Annotated in this window: 22 protein-coding genes; 9 read left to right on the forward strand and 13 right to left on the reverse strand. The window is 60.9% G+C overall.

All coding sequences use genetic code 11. The features are described from left to right. Window positions 1-24 precede the first annotated feature (24 nt). From AB8B33_RS27250 to AB8B33_RS27260, 3 genes are all read right to left on the reverse strand, one after another. Window positions 25-114 (reverse strand): K(+)-transporting ATPase subunit F, encoded by a 90-nt coding sequence (locus AB8B33_RS27250; protein ID WP_016556800.1) that lies wholly within the window; start codon window positions 112-114, stop codon window positions 25-27. Between the two features lie 384 nt (window positions 115-498). Further along, window positions 499-861: a copper resistance CopC family protein gene (locus AB8B33_RS27255; protein ID WP_113321486.1), complete on the reverse strand. Its 363-nt coding sequence runs from the start codon at window positions 859-861 to the stop codon at window positions 499-501. Between the two features lie 75 nt (window positions 862-936). Continuing rightward, window positions 937-1137 carry a hypothetical protein gene (locus AB8B33_RS27260; RefSeq protein WP_439017757.1) on the reverse strand — a complete coding sequence of 67 codons (201 nt, stop codon included), beginning with the start codon at window positions 1135-1137 and terminating at the stop codon, window positions 937-939. A gap of 240 nt (window positions 1138-1377) precedes the next feature. Between AB8B33_RS27260 and AB8B33_RS27265 the strand changes: the two genes are divergently transcribed. Continuing rightward, complete coding sequence (locus tag AB8B33_RS27265; RefSeq protein ID WP_439017758.1) at window positions 1378-2421, forward strand: NAD(P)-dependent alcohol dehydrogenase; 1044 nt, start codon at window positions 1378-1380, stop codon at window positions 2419-2421. A 6-nt stretch (window positions 2422-2427) separates the two neighbouring features. Here the strand turns inward: AB8B33_RS27265 and AB8B33_RS27270 are convergent, their stop codons facing one another. From AB8B33_RS27270 to AB8B33_RS27285, 4 genes are all read right to left on the reverse strand, one after another. After that, complete coding sequence (locus AB8B33_RS27270) at window positions 2428-2997, reverse strand: DedA family protein (RefSeq protein ID WP_439017759.1); 570 nt, start codon at window positions 2995-2997, stop codon at window positions 2428-2430. A gap of 33 nt (window positions 2998-3030) precedes the next feature. Further along, complete coding sequence (locus AB8B33_RS27275; RefSeq protein ID WP_439017760.1) at window positions 3031-4392, reverse strand: FAD-containing oxidoreductase; 1362 nt, start codon at window positions 4390-4392, stop codon at window positions 3031-3033. After that, entirely contained in the window at window positions 4392-4850 is a 459-nt protein-coding gene (locus AB8B33_RS27280) for a DUF4126 family protein (RefSeq protein ID WP_113321460.1), read from the reverse strand. The genes AB8B33_RS27275 and AB8B33_RS27280 overlap by 1 nt, the downstream gene beginning before the upstream one ends. Before the next feature lie 96 nt (window positions 4851-4946). Continuing rightward, window positions 4947-6134, reverse strand: a complete 1188-nt coding sequence (locus tag AB8B33_RS27285; RefSeq protein ID WP_439017761.1) for an acyl-CoA dehydrogenase — start codon at window positions 6132-6134, stop codon at window positions 4947-4949. Window positions 6135-6347: 213 nt separating this feature from the next. On the opposite strand from AB8B33_RS27285, the gene AB8B33_RS27290 reads away from it, so the two are divergent. Next, on the forward strand, window positions 6348-6686 hold the full coding sequence (locus AB8B33_RS27290) for a cupin domain-containing protein (protein WP_112546239.1): 339 nt from the start codon (window positions 6348-6350) through the stop codon (window positions 6684-6686). Here AB8B33_RS27290 and AB8B33_RS27295 read toward each other — a convergent pair whose 3' ends face one another. Continuing rightward, window positions 6687-7631, reverse strand: coding sequence for a LysR family transcriptional regulator (locus AB8B33_RS27295; RefSeq protein WP_439017762.1), 945 nt, complete (start codon window positions 7629-7631; stop codon window positions 6687-6689). Between the two features lie 252 nt (window positions 7632-7883). Here AB8B33_RS27295 and AB8B33_RS27300 point away from each other — a divergent pair, with 252 nt between their 5' ends. The 7 genes from AB8B33_RS27300 to mmsB all read left to right on the forward strand — a co-directional run bounded on the left by AB8B33_RS27300 (window position 7884) and on the right by mmsB (window position 15065). Next, window positions 7884-9095, forward strand: a complete 1212-nt coding sequence (locus AB8B33_RS27300; RefSeq protein WP_113321456.1) for an ABC transporter substrate-binding protein — start codon at window positions 7884-7886, stop codon at window positions 9093-9095. Window positions 9096-9098: 3 nt separating this feature from the next. Continuing rightward, the gene (locus tag AB8B33_RS27305) at window positions 9099-9884 is read left to right on the forward strand and encodes an ABC transporter ATP-binding protein (RefSeq protein ID WP_113321455.1); all 786 of its coding nucleotides are present in this window, start codon (window positions 9099-9101) and stop codon (window positions 9882-9884) included. Further along, window positions 9884-10585: an ABC transporter ATP-binding protein gene (locus AB8B33_RS27310; RefSeq protein WP_113321454.1), complete on the forward strand. Its 702-nt coding sequence runs from the start codon at window positions 9884-9886 to the stop codon at window positions 10583-10585. Before AB8B33_RS27305 ends, AB8B33_RS27310 begins: the two co-directional genes overlap by 1 nt. A gap of 4 nt (window positions 10586-10589) precedes the next feature. Next, a complete protein-coding gene (locus tag AB8B33_RS27315) occupies window positions 10590-11477 on the forward strand; it encodes a branched-chain amino acid ABC transporter permease (RefSeq protein WP_439017763.1) in 888 nt (295 codons plus the stop codon). Between the two features lies 1 nt (window position 11478). After that, window positions 11479-12468, forward strand: coding sequence for a branched-chain amino acid ABC transporter permease (locus tag AB8B33_RS27320; RefSeq protein ID WP_439017764.1), 990 nt, complete (start codon window positions 11479-11481; stop codon window positions 12466-12468). 110 nt (window positions 12469-12578) lie between these two features. After that, the gene (locus tag AB8B33_RS27325; protein ID WP_439017765.1) at window positions 12579-14174 is read left to right on the forward strand and encodes a GMC family oxidoreductase; all 1596 of its coding nucleotides are present in this window, start codon (window positions 12579-12581) and stop codon (window positions 14172-14174) included. Window positions 14175-14183: 9 nt separating this feature from the next. Further along, window positions 14184-15065, forward strand: coding sequence for a 3-hydroxyisobutyrate dehydrogenase (gene mmsB / locus AB8B33_RS27330; protein WP_113321450.1), 882 nt, complete (start codon window positions 14184-14186; stop codon window positions 15063-15065). A gap of 7 nt (window positions 15066-15072) precedes the next feature. On the opposite strand, the gene AB8B33_RS27335 is transcribed toward mmsB, so the two are convergent. From AB8B33_RS27335 to AB8B33_RS27355, 5 genes are all read right to left on the reverse strand, one after another. Continuing rightward, a complete protein-coding gene (locus AB8B33_RS27335) occupies window positions 15073-16122 on the reverse strand; it encodes a DUF2218 domain-containing protein (RefSeq protein WP_439017766.1) in 1050 nt (349 codons plus the stop codon). Then, on the reverse strand, window positions 16119-18107 hold the full coding sequence (gene fhuB, locus AB8B33_RS27340) for a Fe(3+)-hydroxamate ABC transporter permease FhuB (RefSeq protein ID WP_439018862.1): 1989 nt from the start codon (window positions 18105-18107) through the stop codon (window positions 16119-16121). The genes AB8B33_RS27335 and fhuB overlap by 4 nt, the downstream gene beginning before the upstream one ends. Then, complete coding sequence (locus tag AB8B33_RS27345; RefSeq protein WP_439017767.1) at window positions 18100-18975, reverse strand: ABC transporter substrate-binding protein; 876 nt, start codon at window positions 18973-18975, stop codon at window positions 18100-18102. The genes fhuB and AB8B33_RS27345 overlap by 8 nt, the downstream gene beginning before the upstream one ends. Window positions 18976-18978: 3 nt before the next feature. After that, complete coding sequence (locus tag AB8B33_RS27350; protein ID WP_113321446.1) at window positions 18979-19758, reverse strand: ATP-binding cassette domain-containing protein; 780 nt, start codon at window positions 19756-19758, stop codon at window positions 18979-18981. A gap of 91 nt (window positions 19759-19849) precedes the next feature. Further along, on the reverse strand, window positions 19850-22024 hold the full coding sequence (locus tag AB8B33_RS27355; RefSeq protein ID WP_439017768.1) for a TonB-dependent siderophore receptor: 2175 nt from the start codon (window positions 22022-22024) through the stop codon (window positions 19850-19852). Window positions 22025-22148: the final 124 nt, after the last annotated feature.

Genomic DNA, 22148 nt, shown 5'->3' on the forward strand with positions numbered 1-22148 from the left:
CTTCAATCAGAAGCGCCGGCTCTTTCAGAAACGTTCTGGGCGGATGAGAGCGTAGGTGAGGTAGACGGTGAGAAACACGGTCACGGCACCGCTCAAGATATAATCGAGGGTCATCTGTTCTCTCCTGTCAAAGCCTGTCGCAGGCGCGCGTATAGGCAAAGCAAAGTCCGAAAAATACGATTGCAGTGCCGAGTAGAATTATATCCATCATCGATCTTGACTCCGGTTTGTTATTCTTGGAGTCAGACAAGACAAAGGGCGCCGGCTCAGTGGAAGCGACACCTTTTATGCTTTCTGGCGTGGAGATGATCTTTGCGATCTCTCGGACATTAATATGCGGCCGAAGTGCATAAACGTTCGAGATTGCATCGGGGGCATCAATATAAAAATCTTATAAATGCCTTTATGCGGTCAAAACGCGCTTATGCGGCCGGATAGACAAAAAACGCCGTGCCCGGACGGCACGGCGCTATTTCGAACAGCTTGATATCGGAAGGTTCAGGGATCGACCCGGAACTGGTAGTGCCCCTCAGCACTGTGGCCGTCCATCGAGAGTACGCGCCAGTTGAGCGTATAGACGCCAGGCGCCATGGACGGATCGAGCGGGACCTTGAAGACGGAGCCTTCCGGTCCCGAAAGAAACGGCTTGCCGGTCGGCAATGTCAGGCCCTGGGCATCGAGAAGGGTGGCGGTCGAGCGGGCGAGATCAACAGGGCCGGTGAAGGTGAGCTCGAGATTGGCCGGCACCAGCTTTTCTTCCTGCTGCGGCGGCGGAAGCGATGCTTCTTCGATCGCCGCAGACGCCTCGTTTGCGGCAAAGAGAAGAGATGCGAACAGGCAGAATGACACAATCGATTTCATGACGGTCTTCCTTACATTGCCGATCCGCATGGTGTCGGGAGCGTCATGCACCCGCCGCGCCATGCCGTCGCATGCTTAATAACGCTGCGGAGGGCGATTTCGATCCCGCGCCCGTGCAATAACCCGCACTGGCTGCAGCAGTGGCTGCGGCTGGTGGCCTTGCTGGAGTGCAGCAACAGTCTCGTCCACCAGGTTGTGCCAGAATTCGCGGAGCTGTCGCGTGATCTGCGAGTTGGAAGACAGGTTTCTGCCGACATTATCGTTGTCGTGCGTCATCGCTTTACTCCTTTCCACTTTATCGTGGTCCTTGATGGTAAATGTAGTCCTCGCCGGGCCTTTCCGGAATCATACGGACGTCTAGTGCGAGCTTATCTTTCGGGTGATAATCATGTGAGCATTTCGTCACATAATGAGCAAAAGCCTGATGGAGATGATTGAATTGCTGGGCCTTGCGGTCTTATAGTCGCCGCAACGGCGCCCCATGAATCGCGGGAGCCATAGGGAAGGAAACCGATCATGACCAAAGTCCGTGCGCTGGTACTGGAGCGCCAGCATGAGCTTGCGCTTCGCGATATCGATCTGCCTCTGGAGACAGGGCCTGGGCAGGTGAAGATCAAGATCCACACCGTGGGTGTCTGCGGCTCCGACGTGCATTATTACACGCATGGCAAGATCGGCCCCTTCATCGTCAACGAGCCAATGGTGCTCGGCCATGAGGCGGCAGGCACTGTGGTCGAGGTCGGCTCCGGTGTGACGCATCTGAAGGTCGGCGATCGCGTCTGCATGGAACCCGGTATTCCCGATCCCAATTCCAAGGCAAGCCGGCTCGGCATGTACAATGTTGATCCGGCCGTTGCCTTCTGGGCGACGCCGCCGATCCACGGCGTGCTGACGCCTGAGGTCGTGCATCCGGCCAATTATACGTTCAAGCTGCCCGACAATGTCAGCTTCGCCGAAGGCGCGATGGTCGAGCCTTTCGCGGTCGGCATGCAGGCAGCCACCAAGGCGAAGATTGCACCCGGCGACACGGCCGTCGTCCTCGGTGCCGGCCCGATCGGCACCATGGTTGCGATTGCTGCTCTTGCCGGCGGCTGCGCCCGCGCGATCGTTGCCGACCTCGCCCAGCCGAAGCTCGATATTGCTGCACAGTACCAGGGCGTTATACCGGTCAATATCCGCGAAAAAAACCTCGCCGAGGAAGTCAGCCGACTGACCGATGGCTGGGGTGCGGATGTGGTCTTCGAATGCTCGGGCTCACCGAAGGCCTGGGAGACGATCATGGCGCTTCCGCGCCCCGGCGGCGTCATCGTCGCCGTCGGGCTGCCGGTCAACCCGGTCGGCTTCGACGTCTCGACGGCCTCCACCAAGGAAATCCGCATCGAGACGGTGTTCCGCTACGCCCATCAGTATGAGCGCTCGATCGCCCTTCTCGGATCGGGTCGTGTCGACCTTAAGCCGTTGATATCAGAGACCTTCACCTTCGAGGATTCGATCAAGGCCTTTGACCGCGCGGTCGAGGCGCGTCCGACGGATGTCAAGCTGCAGATCGTCATGGACTAAGGCCCTTTACGGGTACTTGATCCCAAATTTCCTCTTGCGAAGCACCAGCGCCGCGCCCGCGATGAGGGCCGCGGCGCCGAGTGCGATCAGCAGATGATGATGCAGCGGCAGGCGACCGAATATCTGGTGAATCCCGTGCCCAAAGGCATAGCCGAGTGCCGTGAAAAGCTGGCCCCAGATGAGCGCCGCCAGAAGGTTGAGCACGAGGAACCTCTGCGTCGATATATGCGTCGTGCCGATGACGATCGGGCTGATCGTCCGCAATCCCACCAGAAAGCGGAACGCAAAAATGAAGCCGGTCGGATATTTTTCGAGAAGTTGCGTGACCCGTGCGAGCGCCGGCGTCTCCATCACGCGGCGAACGAAACTCCATTGGGCGGCATAGCGGCCGGCAAAGAACCACATCTGATCTCCGGCGAATGATCCCGCCGAGGCGGCCATTGAGGCGGCCCAATAGGTCAGAAGGTCGCGATGCGCGATGACGCCGCCGAGAAAGGCGGCAGTTTCACCCTCAAAGGCGGTGCCGAGAAAGATCGCCGGGAGGCCGTAATTTTCGATCAGCAGTTCGATATTCAATGACCGGTCTCCCGCTGATTGCGATCTTCGGGATCAGATCGCCTTCAAATCACCCAGCAGCGTCGGGATCAATTCCGAAACGGTCGGGTGTATCGGCACGGACCACCGCAGCACCGGATAGGTCGTGCCGGCATTCATGGCATCGATGAAGCCGTGGATTGCCTCGTCGCCTTCGATGCCGAGAATGGCTGCACCCAGGATTTCCTTGGTCTCGGCATCTGCGACCACCTTCATGAAGCCCTTGGTTTCGCCGCGCTCATTGGCGCGGCCGACCCTGCTCATCGGCCGCGTCGAGACCATGATCCTGCGGCCTGAGGCGCGTGCCTGCTTTTCCGTCATACCGACGCGGCCAAGCGGCGGATCGATATAGAGGGCATAGGCCAGAATGCGGCTCGAAACTTTGCGGTCGCCACCGTCGAGCAGATTGGCGGCGGCGATCTCGAAGTCATTGTAGGACGTATGGGTGAAGGCGCCGTGGCCGTTGCAGTCCCCGAGCGCCCATATGCCTTCGACATTGGTGGCCAACCGGTCGTCGACGGTAATGAAGCCGCGCTTGTCGGTGGCCACACCCGCGGCATCGAGGCCGAGGTCGTCGGTATTCGGCGTCCGGCCGGTGGCGACAAGCACATGGCTTGCCTCGATCGTTTCGGAGTCGGCTGTGACGGTCACACCATCGGCGCCCTTGGCAAAGCGGATGTCCTTGACGTCGGTATGGATCTTTATGCCCTCGGATCTCAGGATTTCGGCGATCGCATCGGAAATATCCTCGTCCTCGCGGGAGGCGAGTTTCGGGCCGCGCTCGATCACCGTCACCGCCGTACCGAAACGCCGGTACATCTGTGCGAATTCCAGGCCGATATAGCTGCCGCCGATAATGGCGAGATGCTTCGGCAGGCTGTCGAGATGGATGATGCCGGTGCTGGTCAGATAATCGATATCGGCAAGGCCCGGCATATCGGGGATCGTCGGGCGGGCGCCGACATTGAGGAAAATCTTCGGTGCCGTCAGCGTCTCGCCGTTGACGACGACTTCTTTCTGGCCTGTGAAGCGGGCATGGCCGTAGATGACTGTCATAGTCTTCATGCCACCGAACCAGCCGCTTAAACCGTTGCGCGCATCCATTATGATCGTCTCTGCGCGATGGCGCACGGTCTTCATGTCGATTGCGATTTCGCCCGGGATCTGCACGCCGTAATCGGCGCCACTCCGCGCCACATGGGCAGCGCGGGCGCTTGCTACCAGTGTCTTCGTCGGCATGCAGCCTGCATTGACGCAGGTGCCGCCGAGGAACTTGCGCTCGATCAGCGCCACCTTCATGCCCGTTTCCGCCATGCGGGCGGCGAGGAATGGGCCGGCCTGGCCGGCGCCGATGACGATTGCGTCGAAGCTCTTCATCAGACTGCCCACGCGATGATAATGGCGCCAATGACAGCAACGGCATCCTCGATCAGGGCCGCCGGACGATCCTGGCCGAAGGAGGCCGCGAGCTTGCCGCGGGCGGCTGCACCGCCGAGCGTGCCGATGACCGCGCCGATGATGCCGGCGATCAGGCCGGCGAAGAGCAGACTGCTTGCGGCGCCGATGACGGCACCGCAGAGCGCGCCGACGATGATGCGGGTGGCGAACTGGATCGGCACCTTGCGCGAGGGGGTGGAAGGTAACTGGTCGGTGATGAGCTCAATGATGGCAAGCGCCGTGAATATCCACGGTGTCCACTGGTAGCCCATGAAGGCAAGCGGCGTCTGAGAGATATCGAACCAGCCGAGTGCCGCGCCCCAGGCGATGGCGGCAGGTGCGGTCATGGCGCGAAGACCGGCAATGACGCCGATCAGAAGTGCGAGCAGCAGAAACATATGCAAATCCCCCTTGCACCGCAGGCCTCTCTGCCGCGGCAAGGGGAGGTTTGCACATTGTTGTCAAGGTTGCAATTCGCCTCGCGCGCGACTGAATTAGTTGGAGAAGGCGGCAATGCCTGTGATCGCACGACCGAGAATAAGCGCATGAATGTCATGCGTTCCCTCGTAGGTGTTGACCACTTCGAGATTGACGAGGTGGCGAGCGACGCCGAACTCGTCGGAAATGCCATTGCCGCCCAGCATGTCGCGGGCTGCACGAGCAATCTCCAGTGCCTTGCCGCAGGAATTGCGCTTGAGGATCGACGTCAGTTCGACGGGCGGATGACCTTCTTCCTTCATGCGGCCAAGACGCAAACATCCCTGAAGCCCGAGCGAGATTTCGGTTGCCATATCGGCAAGCTTCTTCTGGATGAGCTGGTTGGCGGCGAGCGGCCGGCCGAACTGCTGGCGGTCCAGCGTATATTGCCGGGCCGTCGCATAACAGGCTTCAGCTGCACCCAGCGCGCCCCAGGCGATGCCGAAGCGAGCGGAGTTGAGGCAGGTGAAAGGTCCTTTGAGGCCGCTGACGTCGGGTAGCAGATTCTCTTCCGGCACGAAGACATTGTCCATGACGACTTCGCCCGTGATCGAGGCGCGAAGCCCAACCTTGCCCTGGATCTTCGGGGCTGAGAGACCCTTCCAGCCCTTTTCCAGGATGAAACCGCGGATGAGGCCATCCTCGGTCTTTGCCCAGACGACGAAGACATCGGCAATCGGCGCGTTCGAGATCCAGGTCTTGGAGCCCGTCAGGCTATAACCGCCATCGACCTTCTTTGCCCGCGTCGCCATGGAGCCCGGATCGGAGCCGTGATTGGGCTCGGTCAGGCCAAAACATCCGATCCATTCGCCGGTCGCAAGTTTCGGCAGATATTTCTTCTTCTGCTCTTCGGAGCCGAAGGCGTCGATCGGCACCATGACAAGCGAGGACTGCACGCTCATCATCGAACGGTAACCACTGTCGACCCGCTCCACTTCGCGGGCGATCAGGCCGTAAGCGACGTAGCCGAGACCAGCGCCGCCATATTCCGGATCGATCGTGGGGCCGAGAAGGCCGAGTTCGCCCATCTCCCGGAATATTTCCGGATCGGTCTTCTCATGGCGGAAGGCTTCGAGGACACGGGGGCCGAGCCTTTCCTGCGCATAGGCCTGGGCGGTCTCCTGTACCATGCGCTCCTCGTCGGTCAGTTGCTCCACCAGCCGGAAAGGATCGGCCCAGTCGAAAACCTCGCGCGTGTGCTCCATGTCCAGTCTCCTCACCGCTGTTCAGGGCCATTCTAAAGGCATGCCTGATTTAAAGTCGCATAGACCCGCCCGTTTGCGGCGTCAACAAGGCGGTCATCGTGCCAAAGATGCAGCACCCATCTTTTCAAACGGCGGCTGGTGCGCCAGTTTGCGCGCGACGGATTCTCGCCAGATAGATTCTGGCCAGATAGATTCTGGACTGAGGAGGCAGGCATGTCATCGAGCGATCTTTTCGTATCGGCCGAAGGTGCCGAATGGGTAAACCCCGAGCCAGGTGTGACCCGCCGCATCATGACCTATTTGCCCGAGATGATGATGGTGGAAGTGGCCTTCGAGGCTGGCGCCGTGGGGGCTGCCCATTTCCATCCGCATATCCAGGCAAGCTATGTTGCTGAGGGAAGCTTCGAGGTGACGATCGATGGCCGCACTGAAGTCTTGAAGCAGGGCGGCAGCTTCATCGTGCCGCCCAATCTGGTCCACGGCGTCAAGGCGCTGGAAAAGGGTCGCCTGATCGACACCTTCACGCCGCATCGCGCCGAATTCCTGAAATAATCACACCTCTGCCTTCACCTTTCGCGCTGTGCCGATGTAGGGCGGGATGAAACAGGCGTCTTCGCTGCGTGCCGTTTCCCGCAGGAAGTCGATGACGGCGCGCACACGTGGCGCCTGCTTCAAATCTCTGTGGCAGGTGATCCAGTAGTGCCGCTTGAGGTCGATCTCGTCGGGCAGCACGCGCACCAGTTCGGGATAACGACAGGCGAAGAAATAGGGCAGGATGCCGAGGCCAAGGCCGTTTCTGGTGGCCGTCAACTGCGCGAAGATGCTGGAACTCTGGAATTGCGGCTTGATGCGCGGATGCACGTCGCCAAGATAGTCGAGCCCCGGTGCGAAGATCATTTCCTCGATATAGCTGATGAAGGGGTGGTTCAGCAGGTCATCACGCGTGCTGATGGGTGCAGCGCGAGCGAGATAGTCGCGCGAGGCGTAAACCTGCAGATGATAGTCCGTCAGCTTCTCGGCAAAGTAGGGGCCGCCTTTGGGCTCGTCGAGAACGACGGAAATGTCCGCCTCCTTGCGGGAGAGCGACATGATCTGCTGGATGGTGACGAGTTCCAGCGCCAGATGCGGATGGCGGGCGGCAAATTGCGGCAGGACGGTCGCAAAGAAGAAATTGGCAAAGCCTTCGGGAGCGCTGAGGCGCACGAGGCCGCGCTGGCTGAGCGACCCATCGGCGAGATCGGCCCGCAGCCGTTCAGTTTCCTGTTCCATCTTCTCGGCGGTTTCGACAAAGCGCGTGCCCATGGCGGTCAGCACGTAGCCGCGCGGATTTCGCTCGAAAAGCTTGACCTTTAGCGCAAATTCCAGCCGGTCGATGCGCCGGGAGACGGTCGCATGGCTGGAGCGCAACTGCCGCGCGGCCGTTGAAAGCTGGCCGGTGCGGGCAACGGCTAGAAAAAACTGCAGATCGTCCCAAGTAAATTGCGAAGCATGGCTCATCGGCGTCGCCCATCCATCTACGTCTTTGGTCTAATGCCGCCGGGAAAGGAGAGCGCTGTGACTGTCGCCACAGCGGCATTATGGCGGCTTCTGTTCAAAAACGAACAGATACTGTTTGGAATTAGATGTAAACCGGCAGTTGCCTCATCGAGGAAATTCCGTGATCGTAAGGGCGGAGCGGCCGCTTTGAGGAGGGCGGGTCGCCAAATTTGAACAGATTCGTTATCTGGCCAATCTCTGGGAGGAGAGACTATGCGAAAGAATTTCATTGCGTCCGTTGCATTTTTGCTTGCAAGCAGCACCGCCGTGTTTGCCCAGAGTGCTGCCATTTCCGATGGTAAGGTCAAGATCGGCATTCTGAACGACCAGTCGGGCGTTTATGCCGACTTCGGTGGCAAGTCCTCTGTCGAGGCTGCCAAGATGGCCGTCGAGGACTTCGGCGGCAAGGTGCTCGACATGCCGGTCGAAATCGTCGATGCCGACCACCAGAACAAGCCTGATATCGCTTCCAACATTGCCCGCCAGTGGTATGACACCGAGCAGGTCGACGCCATCATGGAGCTGACGACCTCTTCCGTGGCGCTTGCTGTGCAGGCCATCGCCAAGGAAAAGAAGAAGATCGATATCGTTACCGGTGCTGCGACAACGGATCTCACCGGCAAGGCCTGCTCGCCTTATGGCTTCCATTGGGCCTATGACACCCATGCTCTGGCCGTCGGCACCGGCGGTGCGCTGGTCAAACAGGGCGGCGACAGCTGGTTCTTTCTGACAGCGGACTATGCCTTCGGTTATTCGCTGGAGCAGCAGACCACCGATTACGTGAAGGCGAGCGGCGGCACGGTCGTCGGTTCGGTGCGCCATCCCTTGTCGACCCAGGACTTCTCGTCCTTCCTGCTGCAGGCGCAATCATCAGGCGCCAAGGTCATAGGCCTTGCCAATGCCGGTCTCGATACGTCGAACGCCATCAAGCAGGCTGCTGAATTCGGCATCACCCAAGGCGGCCAGCATCTGGCGGCACTGCTCTTCACGCTTGCCGAAGTTCATGGCTTGGGCATGGAGGCCGCACAGGGCCTTACGCTGACGGAAGGCTATTACTGGAACCGCGATGACCAGAGCCGGGAATTCGCCAAGAAGTTCTTCGCCCGTACCGGCAAGATGCCGAACATGGTCCACACCGGCACCTATTCGGCTGTTCTGCAATATCTGAAGGCGATCCAGAAGGCCGGCACGGATGAGACGGAAGCCGTCGCCAAGCAGCTGCATGAAATGCCCGTCGATGATGTCTTCGGCCGTGGCGGCACGGTCGGCCCGAACGGCCGCATGATCCACGACATGTATCTGCTGCAGGTCAAGAAACCCGCGGAAAGCAAGGAGCCTTGGGACTACTTCAACGTCCTCGCCACCATTCCGGGCAAGGAAGCCTATATCGACCCCGCCAAGAGCGGCTGCGATCTGGTGAAGTGAGCGATGGCGGTTTCCGCAATTGAAACTCAGGCCAAGCCGCGGGTGGTGCTTTCCGCCCGCGGCCTGCGCCGTGATTTCGGCGGCTTCACGGCCGTCAAGAATGTCGATCTCGATGTGCATGATGCAAGCGTGCATGCGCTGATTGGGCCAAATGGTGCAGGCAAGACGACGGTGTTCAACCTGCTCACCAAGTTCCTTCAGCCGACATCAGGCACGATCACGCTGATGGGGACCGACATCACCAGGACGCCACCGGATCGGGTGGCGCGCATGGGCCTCGTCCGCTCATTCCAGATCTCCGCCGTCTTCCCCCATCTTTCCGTGCTCGACAATGTGCGGGTCGCCCTGCAGCGGCCAAACAATCTTTCCACGCAGTTCTGGCGGCCGCTTTCGGCACTCGACAGCCTGAACGACCGCGCCGAGCAACTGCTTGCCAGTGTCGGGCTTTCCAAGGAACGCGATCATATCGCCGCCGATCTTTCCTATGGCCGCAAGCGCGTGCTTGAAATCGCCACAACGCTGGCGCTCGATCCGAAAGTGCTGCTGCTCGACGAGCCGATGGCCGGCATGGGCCAGGAGGATGTCAGCGTCGTCTCCGCCATCATCCGCGATGTCGCCCGCGAGCGGGCGGTGTTGATGGTTGAGCACAATCTCTCTGTCGTCGCCAATATCTGCCGGCATGTGACCGTGCTACAGCGTGGTGAAATCCTCGCCGAGGGCGACTACGCGACCGTCAGCCAGGACGAGCGCGTGCGGCAGGCCTATATGGGCACCGAGGAGCACCACTGATGGCGCCGCTTCTCGAAATTCAGGGTCTGAATGCCTGGTATGGCGAAAGCCATGTCCTGCACGGGATCGACATGACGGTCGGTGAGGGCGAGATGATCACCATTCTCGGCCGCAATGGTGTTGGCAAGACGACGACTTTGCGCACCATCACCGGTATCGTGCGCTCCCGAAAGGGTAGGATAAGCTTTGCTGGCACGGATATGATGCAGGTGCCGCTGCATAAGACCGCACATAAGGGTATCGGTTTCGTGCCGGAGGAGCGCGGCATCTTCGCGACGCTGACGGTTTCGGAAAATCTGATGCTGCCGCCTGTGGTGGCGCCTGGCGGCATGACCCTCGATGAAATCTACGAGCTTTTTCCAAACCTTTATGAGCGGCGCACGAGTTCCGGCACCAAGCTTTCGGGCGGTGAGCAGCAGATGCTGGCGATCGCCCGCATCCTGCGCACCGGCGTGCGCCTGCTGTTGCTCGATGAGCCGACCGAGGGGCTAGCGCCTGTTATCGTCCAGCGTATCGGCGAGGTTTTGAAGACGCTGAAGGAGCGCGGCATGACCATCGTGCTCGTCGAACAGAATTTCCGCTTTGCAAGCCGTATTGCCGATCGCTTCTATCTGATGGATCATGGCCAGATGGTCTCGGAATTCCCGGTCGGCGAGCTGCCGCAGCGCATGGATATGCTGCACAAGGTTCTGGGAGTGTGACGCGATGACGATGATCTTCGGCATTCCCTTGCAGGCGCTGCTCGGCCAGCTGCTGATCGGCCTGATCAACGGGTCTTTCTATGCACTTCTGAGCCTTGGCCTTGCGATCATTTTCGGTCTTCTGCGCGTCATCAACTTCGCGCACGGCGCCCAGTACATGCTTGGCGCCTTCGTCGCCTATCTGCTCTTGAATTATCTCGGTATCGGCTACTGGCCGTCGCTGATCCTGGCGCCCGTCATAGTCGGGATAGCCGGCGCTGTTGTCGAGCGTCTCTTTCTGCGCCGGCTCTACGATCTCGATCCGCTCTACGGCCTGCTCTTCACCTTCGGTCTGGCGCTCGCCGTCGAAGGCACGTTCCGTTATCTCTACGGCTCTTCGGGCCAGCCCTATGCAACGCCGCCCGCACTTGCCGGCGGCATGAACCTGGGATTCATGTTCCTGCCGATCTACCGCGGCTGGGTGGTGGTCGTTTCGCTAGTGATCTGCATTGGCACCTGGCTCTTGATCGAAAAGACCAAGCTCGGCGCCTATCTGCGCTCGGCGACGGAAAATGCCACTCTGGTGCAGGTCTTCGGCGTCAACGTGCCGGTCCTCTTGACCTTCACCTATGCGCTCGGTGCCGGTCTTGCTGCCTTTGCCGGTGTGCTTGCTGCACCCATCTACCAGGTTTCGCCGCTGATGGGGTCGAACATGATCATCGTCGTCTTTGCCGTGGTCGTCGTCGGCGGCATGGGCTCGATCATGGGCGCCATCATTACCGGCTATGTGCTTGGCATCGCGGAAGGCCTGACCAAGGTCTTCTATCCGGAAGCCTCCAATATCGTCATCTTCGTGATCATGGCGATCGTGCTTCTCATCAGGCCCGCGGGCCTCTTCGGTCGGGATGCGTGACATGGCTGACATCACCGAAACCATCCGAACGGAAAAGAGCCGCACCGCACTTTCGGTGCAGACAGGGTTCCTGATCATCGGGATGCTACTTCTGCTGCTGGCGCCCTTCTTCTTCTACCCGATCTTCCTGATGAAGCTGCTCTGCTTCGCGCTCTTTGCCTGTGCCTTCAACCTGTTGCTCGGCTATACCGGCCTGCTTTCCTTCGGCCATGCGACTTTTTTCGGCGGGGCTGCTTATTTCACCGCCTATACAGTCAAGAGTTGGGGATTTCCGCCGGAACTCGGCATTCTCGTCGGCGTTGCCGGGGCGGCACTTCTCGGCCTCGTCATGGGCTTCTTCGCGATCCGCCGGCAGGGCATCTATTTTGCGATGATCACGCTGGCGCTCTCGCAGATGTTCTTCTTCTTCTGCCTGCAGGCAAAATTCACTGAAGGTGAGGACGGCATCCAGTCCGTGCCGCGCGGTCATCTCTTCGGCTTCATCGATCTCAACAGCTCCACCAACATGTACTATTTCGTGCTGGCGGTGTTCGTGATCGGACTTCTGATCATCTGGCGCTTCATCAATTCGCCCTTCGGCATGATCCTGAAATCGATCCGCGAGAACGAGCAACGGGCGATCTCGCTCGGCTATTCCGTGGCGCGCTACAAGCTCGGCGCTTTCGTGATGTCGGCAGCCCTTGCCGGGCTTGCCGGATCGGTCAAATCGCTGGTCTTCCAGTTTGCGACGCTGACGGATGTCGCCTGGCAGATGTCGGGCGAGGTGATCCTGATGACGCTGCTCGGCGGCATCGGCACGCTGATCGGCCCGGTTTTCGGTGCCGGCCTCGTCGTGACGCTGCAGAACTATCTCGCCACCTCGGAATTTCCGGTGACGATCATCACCGGCGTGGTCTTCATGATCTGCGTGCTGATCTTCCGCCGCGGCATTATCGGTGAATTCTATGCCTCGCGGCTCGGGCGTAAACTGGGCTTTGTCTATCGTCGCTGAACGGGCGGACCTCCTCTCCTGCAACGGGGGAAGATGTACAGCAGCGCCGCGAAATCCCGCCTCCTCGGCGCTGGGGAGGCGGGACGCAGCCACATCGGAGTGCATGATCCATGGATCGCTATGACTATATCATCATCGGCGCAGGCAGCGCCGGCTGCGTGCTCGCAAACAGGCTGTCAGCCGACCGCAATACAAGGGTCTTGCTGCTGGAGGCGGGTGGCAACGACAATTATCACTGGATCCACATTCCCGTCGGCTACCTCTACTGCATCAACAATCCGCGCACCGACTGGTGTTTCACGACAGCGCCCGAGGACGGGCTGAACGGACGAGCGCTGAACTATCCGCGCGGCAAGGTGCTCGGCGGCTGCTCCTCGATCAACGGCATGATCTACATGCGCGGCCAGGCCCGCGATTACGACCTCTGGCGGCAGATGGGTTGCACCGGTTGGGGCTGGGATGATGTCCTGCCTTACTTCCGCAAGTCGGAGGATCATTATCAGGGCGAGGATGAGATGCATGGCGCTGGCGGCGAATGGCGCGTGGAAAAGGCGCGCGTGCGCTGGGCCGTGCTCGACGCCTTCCAGCAGGCGGCCAGGGAAGCCGGCATTCCGGAAACGGCGGATTTCAACCGCGGCAGCAACGAAGGTTCCGGCTATTTCGACGTAAACCAGCGTTCCGGCATCCGCTGGAATACGACGAAGGCCTTTCTGCGCCCGGCGATGAAACGCGGCAACCTGACTGTGATGACTAAGGCGCAGGTGCGGCGGCTGCTGGTCGAGGAAGGCGCCGTCGTCGGCGTCGAGTTCCAGCATGGCGGTACGGCCAAGCGGGCTTATGCCGCGAAGGAAACCGTGCTGTCGGCGGGCTCCATCGGTTCGCCGCATATTCTGGAACTTTCCGGCATCGGCCGCGGAGAGGTTCTGCATCAAGCCGGCATTGATGTGCTGACCGAGGTCAAGGGCGTCGGCGAAAACCTGCAGGATCATCTGCAGCTTCGACTGGCCTATAAGGTAACAGGCGTGCCCACGCTCAACGAAAAGGCGTCGAAGCTGATCGGTAAGGCGGCGATCGGGCTCGAATATCTCATGCATCGGTCCGGTCCGATGGCGATGGCGCCGAGCCAGCTCGGCATCTTCACCCGTTCCGGCCCGGACAAGGAAACGCCGGATCTTCAGTACCACGTGCAGCCGGTGTCGCTCGATAAGTTCGGCGATCCCGTCCACGCCTTCCCGGCGATCACGGCGAGCGTTTGCAACCTCAGGCCGGAAAGCCGGGGATCGGTGCATGTTTCCAGCCCGGATTTTGCCGCGCAACCGACCATTGCGCCAAGATACCTCTCGACGCAGCGCGATCGCGACATAGCTGTTCGTTCGATAAAGCTGACGCGCAGGATCGTCGCACAGCCTTCTTTCGCCCGTTTCCACCCGGAGGAATTCAAACCGGGGCCGAGCTATCAGAGCGAGGCAGAACTGGAAAAGGCGGCAGGCGATATCGGCACGACGATCTTCCATCCCGTCGGCACCTGCCGCATGGGTGTCGACAGGGAAAGTGTCGTCGATCCCCGGCTGAGAGTGCGGGCGCTCGGCAAGCTCAGGATCGCCGATGCCTCGGTGATGCCGGCCATCACGTCCGGCAACACCAATTCGCCGACGATCATGATCGCCGAAAAGGCGGCCACCATGATCATCGAGGACAACAGATAGGAGATAAGCATGGCAAGGATCGGATTTATCGGGCTTGGCAATATGGGCGGGCCGATGGCCGCCAATCTTGTCAAGGCCGGTCATAAGGTTCTCGGCTTCGATCTGGCCGCACCAGTGCTGAAGGCAGCCGAGGAGAGCGGCGTGAAGCCCGCCAGCCATGCCAGCCAGGCGGTCAAGGACGCTGAGATCGTCATTACCATGCTACCGCAGGGCAAGCATGTGCTCACGGCTTGGGCCGATATCCTGCAATCGGCGGCACAAGGCACACTGGTGATCGATTGCTCGACCATCGATGTCGAAAGCAGCCGCAAGGCCCATGAGATGGCGAAGGCCACGAGCTGCCTGTCGCTCGATGCGCCGGTTTCCGGCGGGACGGGTGGAGCGAGCGCCGGCACGCTGACCTTCATGGCCGGCGGCTCGGAAGAGGCCTTTGCCAAGGCAAAACCGATCCTCGAGGCCATGGGCAAGAAGATCGTCCATTGCGGCGAGGCCGGAGCAGGGCAGGCTGCGAAGATCTGCAACAACATGATCCTCGGTATTTCCATGGTCGGCGTCTGCGAGGCTTTTGTACTCGCCGAAAAGCTCGGCCTCTCGCATCAGGCGCTCTTCGACGTTGCCTCCACTTCATCTGGCCAGTGCTGGTCGATCAACACCTATTGCCCAGTGCCGGGACCGGTGCCGACCTCGCCTGCCAACAATGATTACAAGCCGGGTTTTGCCGCAGCTTTGATGCTGAAGGATCTCAGGCTTTCGCAGGAGGCCGCGCTCGCGAGCGGTGCCTCCACGCCCCTTGGTGCGGAGGCCGCACAACTCTATGCGCTCTTTGAGAAACTCGGCAACGGCGGCAGGGATTTCTCAGCCATCATCGAGATGTTCCGCGAAAAGGCGTGAGGCGGATTTACCGCTCCCAGTAAGCGCCGATGCTCATTTTGTGGCGGTCGTGGCCACGTTCGGTCTTGAGGAAATCGCGGATACGCTTGGCCTCGGATCTTTCGCAGCCGGCCCAGACGAAGGTGTCGGCATTGGCGTCCGCCAGCGCATCCTTGATGGCGCCCTCGATCAGACCCATCGTGCCGGCGGGCGCGCCGTTGCGATGCATCCATGTGAGATTAACGGTGCCGGCTGACGGCAGCGGAAGCTCTTCCGAGCGACCATCGACTTCGAGGAAAATCCGCAACTGCGTTCCAGCCGGAACTTCCGCGGCAATGCGCGAGATGGCGGGCAATGCCGTTTCATCGCCGGCAAGGATCATTGATGTGGCTTCCGGCACACCGCCGCCGCCCGGGCCGAGCGCGCCGGCAATGTCACCGGGGTTGGCATTCAACGCCCATTCGGCGCCGGGCATGTTTTCCCCTTCATGCAGCACGAAATCGATATCGATTTCGCCGCGCTCCAGATCGATGCTGCGGAATGTGTAGATGCGCACGGTCAGCGCATCCTCGCTCTTTGCCCATTCGATGCGGCCGTCCGGGCGCAGTTTCGGCCAGACGGGCGTGCGACCCTTCGGCGGAATGAGCAGACGGAAATGCAATCCGCCGTGAGCGAAATGCTTGGCATCGTCGCAAGCGACAGTCACCCGACGCATATGCGGGCTGATGTTGCGGGCGCTGACCACGCGGATCTCGCGCAGGTCCGGCAGGCGGTCCGCTTTTGGCGCGTCCGACCATGTGAGCTCCAGAGTCTCTTCTCCCGCGAATTGGAAGAGATGCTCGGCAAGCACCGAGCGGACATTCTGCAGCGCACGGGCACTCTTGCAGGAGAGTTCGATCGCAAGCTCCGGGCCGTCGTGGCGGATGTCCGCCTTGCCGATCGTCATCTCCAGCGTCACCAGATCGCCGTCGCGTTTGACGGTGCTGTGTTCGACGAAATGCGAGCAAAGCTCGTCGAGCATTCGGCCGGGATCGACGGCGATTGCGACGCCGGATGCAGTGAAACGTTCAGCCATCATTGTTTGATGTCCTTTCGCGAAAGCAGCCAGATGAGATAGGGCCCGCCGATCAGCGCCGCGAAGAGGCCGACCGGCACTTGATAGGGGTAGATGACGACGCGGGAGAGCCAGTCGGCCGTCATCAGCACGCCGGCGCCGAAGAGCACGCTTGCGGCAAGCTGATGGGTGGGCCGATGAAAGCAGGCAAGCCGTGCAAGATGCGGCGCGATAAGCCCAGTGAGGCTGAGCGGTCCGACGAGGAAGGATGCGGTCGCCGTCATCAATGCGGCGAGGATCGCCAGCGCCAGCCGGCTTGCGCCGACGCGAAGGCCTAGCGCGCGACTGGAATTGCCGCCAAGCGGCAGCATAGCCAGCCAGCGGCCGAGGAAGGGCAGTGGTGCCACCAGCACGATAAGAGAGATCAGCGCCGTCCAGGCTTCGAAGGCTCCGGCGCGGTTTGTCGATCCGGAAAGCCACGTGAGCAGAATATAGCCGCGCATGTCACCCTGCGCGAGTACCATGGTGACGATCGCCATACCGAAGGCACCGATGCCGACGCCGGCAAGTAGCATGCGCTCCGGCGAGAACTGCGCGCGAGCCGAAATGGCGATCATCGCCCCGAAGGCCGCGAGTGCGCCCAGCGCCATGGCAAGCAGCATGACGACGGGCGAGGGGAAGCCGAAGAGGAAAAGCGCGATGGTCAGCCCCGCGCCGGCGCCGCTGCTGATGCCGAGCACTTCCGGACTTGCGATTGGATTGCCGGTCACGCGCTGCATTATGAAACCGGCTGTCGCGAGCATGCCGCCGGCGCCGGCCGCAACGATGGTGCGCGGCAGGCGGAAGGGCAGCAGATCGGTGAAGAGCATCCCGGTGGCGAAATGCCAGCCGTCATCGGCTGGACCGAGGGTGAGGAAGACGATAAAGAGCAAAATGATCGCAGCAGAGAGCCCAGCGAGAGTGACCAGAGGCTTGGACAGCCTCTTGAGGGCCGCAGCCGACTGCGCGGCGCCGACCGAGACGGAATGGACGCGCGGCAACAGGAAAAGTAGCAGCGGTCCACCAAGCAGGGCCGTTGCGGCGCCGGTCGGGGCAAGATCGGCGAAGCCCGCGCCGAGGATCTGTGTCAGGCAATCGGTGAGGAATAGCAGACCGGCACCCGTCAGTGGTGCTGCGATCATCAGGCTCCCGGTGCTGCGTGCGCCGAAGAGCCGTGCGATTGCGGGGGCAGCAAGGCCGAGGAAGCCGATGACGCCTACTTCGGCGGTGACCGAGGCTGCGAGCCAGACGGCAAGAGCGAGGATGGTAAAGCGCGCGGAATGTAGTGCGAGCCCGAGGCTCCTGGCGCTCTTATCATCGAGTGTCAGAATGCGAAGTGGCCGTACGAGCAGCATGGCGGCAGCGAAACCGAGGATGAGGCGCGGCCCGAGTGAAAGCACGCCAGTCCAGTCCTGCTGGCTGAGCGAACCGGCGCCCCAGATATAAATCGACATGGCATACTCGCCGCGCGCCAGGATGAGCGTAACGCTCAAGGCAGCGGCAATCATGCTGACGATCATGCCCGAGAGCGCGACAGTGACCGGATCGAGCCCGCGTCGCCAGCTGAGCGCCAGCACGATTGCGACGGCGCTGAGCCCGCCGCCGAAGGCGACAATCTCACGCGAAAACCCGATCAGCAGTGGCGAGAAACTGAGGGCGGCCGTCATCGCCAGTTCCGCGCCAGAGGCAATGCCGAGCGTCGAGGCATCGGCGATCGGATTGCGCAGCACGCGCTGCAGCAGCGTACCGGAAAGGCCGAGTGCTGCACCCGCGATCAGCGCCAGCACGGCGCGAGGCAGAATGCTGTTCCAGAGCAACACGCCATCGAGCACAGCGGCTTGAGCGGTGTCGCCGGGTACCTGCGGGCGCGTTGCGATCAGAAGCGTGAAGGCAGCGACGCAGAGAACTGGTAGCACGATTGCGGCAAACGGAATGCTCTGGCCGCGGGCAGGTCGGGCGAGACTAACCATACCATGCATGGCCAAGCCCCTCCTGCAAAAGATCGGCAAAGCGCAGGGCTGCCGGCAAAGCGCCGTAGGGATTGATGGAGTCGAGCATCAGCACGCGCTTCTCGCGCACCGCCGGCAGCGCATTCCAAAAGGCACTGGTCGAAAGGGTCTCGATCGCATCGGCCGGGTGCGGTGGGATCATCACGATCCAGGCATCCGGCATGGAGGCCAGCGTTTCGATACCGACGGGGGCGGCAGCCGAATAGCTGGTATCGCCCTGCCAGGCATTGGTGAGGCCGACGCGCTTCAGCACCTCGCCGAACATGCTATCCGAACCAAAGACGCGGAAATGCCTGGCGTCACCAAGATTGATCGGGATCACGGGCCGGCCGTCGCCTGCCGCAAAACCCGTCTTGTAGCGGTCGAGCTTGGCAGAGATCTCTTCCGTGAGCTGCCTTGCGGCGGCAAGCTGCAGCCGTTCGCCGATCGCGATCGTTGCCTGTTCGGCAAGCGCGTAAGGGCTTTCGCCCGGCTTGTAGATCGCGTGACTTTCAACAGGCGCGATCGGCTGCATGCGGGCATCCGCCCAGGCATAGAAATTCGAATTGAAGATCAGCTCCGGGCGGGCAAACCGCAGCACTTCCAAATTCGGCGTGCCACGCAGGCCGAGATCGGCGACACCATCGGGAATGACAGGTGTCACCGCCACCTCGTGGAACTGCCGCAACTCCGTTCCTGCAACGACATTGGCGCCGATCGCTAGCAGGGTTTCGAGCAGAGCCCAATCGAGGGTCGCGACGCGCAGGCTGTCACCCGCCCGCAGGAGCGCGGGGGCCGACAGCGTAGCCGCCGCACCGGCCAGAAACTGCCTGCGGAAGAACAATGCCATGGGCTACAACAGATAGCTGACCGGCTCGTTGCGAACCGGATGCGGGAAGACACCCATGCCGACACCGAAGATCGACTGCAGTTTGTCGGCCTGCATGATCTCGGCGGGCGTGCCTTCGGCGGTGATCTTGCCGTGGTTGAGTGCGATGATCGCGTCGCAATAGCGCGCAGCAAGATTGATGTCATGCAGCACGATGATGACTGTGAGCCCGCGCTCGTGGCTGAGTTCCTGCACCAGCGAAAGCACGCTTGCCTGATGGGCGAGGTCTAGCGCCGACGTGGGTTCGTCGAGTAGCAGGCAGCGGGCGTTCTGGGCAAGCATCATCGCGATCCAGGCGCGCTGGCGCTCGCCACCGGACATGCTGGCGACCAGGCGGTCGGCAAAATCTTCAAGCTCGGTGCGGACGATCGCTTCCTCGACCATCTCGCGATCCGCTGCGCTGAAGCGGCCGAGCGTGCCGTGCCAGGGAAAACGGCCGAGCGCCACGAGTTCACGCACGGTCATGCCGTCGGTCGCCGGCGTGAATTGCGGCATATAGGCGACATGGCGGGCAAAGGCGCGGCTGCCCCAGTCAGCCGCCGCCTTGCCGTCGAAGGAGATCGAACCATTCTTCGGGGCAATCTGCCGGGCGATGGTCTTGAGGAGTGTGCTTTTGCCGGAACCGTTGGGGCCGACGAGGCCGTAGATGCGGCCGGCCTCAAGCGTCAGATCGATGCCGTTGAGGATTGTTCTGGCGCCGATGGCATAGTCTATTCCGGAAAGGCTCAGGAAGGACGTGGACACGAGGAAACTCCGGCTTGGCTGCAAAGGGTTCGGGAGGGCCGAGCCCTCCCTTTATCGCAGCTTCCTGAAAAACTAAACTCTATTTGTCAACTTACCATTTCTTGCTGAGCTTGAAAGTGACCGTGCGCGCGTCGCCATAACCGCAGACCGTCAGGCCGCCGCAGCTTTCGACATATTCCTTATCGAAGAGATTGGCGACGTTGAGAGAGGCGCCCCAGTTTTCCTTTTCGTAGCGGATCGCCGCATCGACGAGAGTAGCAGCCGGCACTTTTTCGGTATTGGCTTCATCAGCCCAGGACGTTCCCTGGTGACGGACGCCCGCACCGAAGCTCAGGCCTTCCATGGCGCCTGTCGTGACCGTGTAGTCGACCCAGAGCGAGGCGGTCACCTTCGGCACGATATAGGGCGACTTGCCGACAAGAGTGGGATTGGCGTCGTTTTCCGTCACTTCCATATCTGTATAGGCAAGCGAAGCGAGGACCTTCCAGTTGTCGGTGAGGTTGACCTTGCCTTCCAGTTCGGCACCGCGCGAAACGACTTCGCCAAGTTGGCTCTGGGCGAAGGTCGCAGGGTTGGTGACCGTGTTGTTGCGCTTGGTGATGTGGAAGACCGAGGCCGTGAGCGTGCCGTCGATGAAGGTCGGATCATACTTGATGCCGCCTTCGAACTGCTGGCCTTCCTCTGGCTTCAGCGCACCGGATACGCCTGTGCCGATCAACGGATTGAAGAAGGTCGCGGCGCTGACATAAGGCGTCAGGCCGTTGTCGAATTCGTAGGCCAGGCCGACACGTCCGCTGACGGCACTGTCGTCGGAATTGTAGGTCGTTCCGACGATCGCATCGGAATCGGTGTCGACATAGTCATAGCGGCCGTTGAGCGTCAGCAACCAGCCGTCGCCGAAGTGGATCTGGTCCTGCCCATAAATGCCGAGCTGCCTTTGCGTGACGACCTGGTCGATCTGTGTGCTGTTGGCGGGCTGCGGCAGGCCGTAGATCGGATCGGTGGCGCTGATCGGTGTTGCAGAGATCGGCCATGTCGGCCATTTCTGCAGATTATCGAGGTTGTAATATTTGTAATCGAGGCCGACGAGCATGTTGTGCGTAGCGCCGCCAAATTCGGCTTCGCCTTCCAGCCGGTTGTCTATGCCGAAGGAATCGACGCCGGAACGGCCTTCGAAACCGATGCGGCCAAGCAGATAGTCTGGGCCAGTCGGCACGCCGCCAACCCAGCCGTTGAGGTATGGACCGATCTCGTGCTTGTCGAGGCGGCCGTAACGCAGGTTCTGCGAGAACTTGATGCCGTTGTCGAACTCGTGCTGGAACTCATAACCGATCATCTTCTGGACATAGCTGCCGTCGTCGATGTCGGGTTCGCCATAGAAGGCATCGCGTGGGATCTTGCCGAAGGGTGCGTCCTTGACCGTACCGACATAGGGGAAGAAGCCGTTGCCGGTATGGACCTGGTCGAGGCCGCCGAGATAGCCCCAGACCGTGAAGCGTGTCGCATCATCAGGCGCGATTTCCAGTTGCGGCATAATGAAGCCACGGAAATCATGCGAGAAATCCGAATAATTATCGCCGCCTGCAACCTTGCCGGTGATGCGGTAGGTCATCGTATCGCTAGAGCCGACCTTGTCGGAGATGTCAAATCCCGTAAAGGCGTTGCCATTACTGTTGATGCCGATATCGGTGTAATAGAGCGGCTCGTCGAGCGGGCGCTTGCGCACGAGATTGATGATGCCGCCCGGGTTGGCGCCGCCATAGAGAACCGAGGCGGGGCCTTTTAGAACATCGACACGCTCCAGCATGAAGGGATCGATCTGGAAGCCGCCGAAGCCGTAGCTGAAGAGGGTGAGGTTGTCGAAGAAGACGCCGGTCTGTGTGGCGTTGAAGCCGCGAATGTAGAACCAGTCGGTATCGGGGTCGTTGCCATAGGGCTGGGCGATGACGCCGGGCGTATAGAGCAGTGCTTCATCGACCTTGTTGGTGATGCCGCGATCGTCCATTTCCTGCTTGCCGATGACGGAGACCGACTGCGGAATTTCGTTGATCGGCGTATCGCTCTTGGAGCCGGCAGACGAATTCTTCGCGACATAGCCTTTGACCGGAGCGGTGGCGCTATCGCTGCCGCCCTGGAGGACGATCGGCGCCAGTTGCGTCGGGCTGGCGTCCTGACCAAGAGCGGAGGATGCCGCCATGATGCTGGTGACAGCCGTTCCTGCCAGTAGATATGCCCTGAAGGTGAGCCCCTTGGTCTGCGCTCGCATAGATTACCCCACTCGTGCCGCGGCTTTTCCTGCCGCGGTATGGCCTTGAATAAGTCGAGTGTTTAACTCAAATTTAATCGGGCGGATTGTCGCGATCGGGTGGAAATTGAACGTTCTTGGGCAA

Source organism: Rhizobium sp. 768_B6_N1_8, from assembly GCF_051811225.1.
GTDB lineage: Bacteria > Pseudomonadota > Alphaproteobacteria > Rhizobiales > Rhizobiaceae > Rhizobium.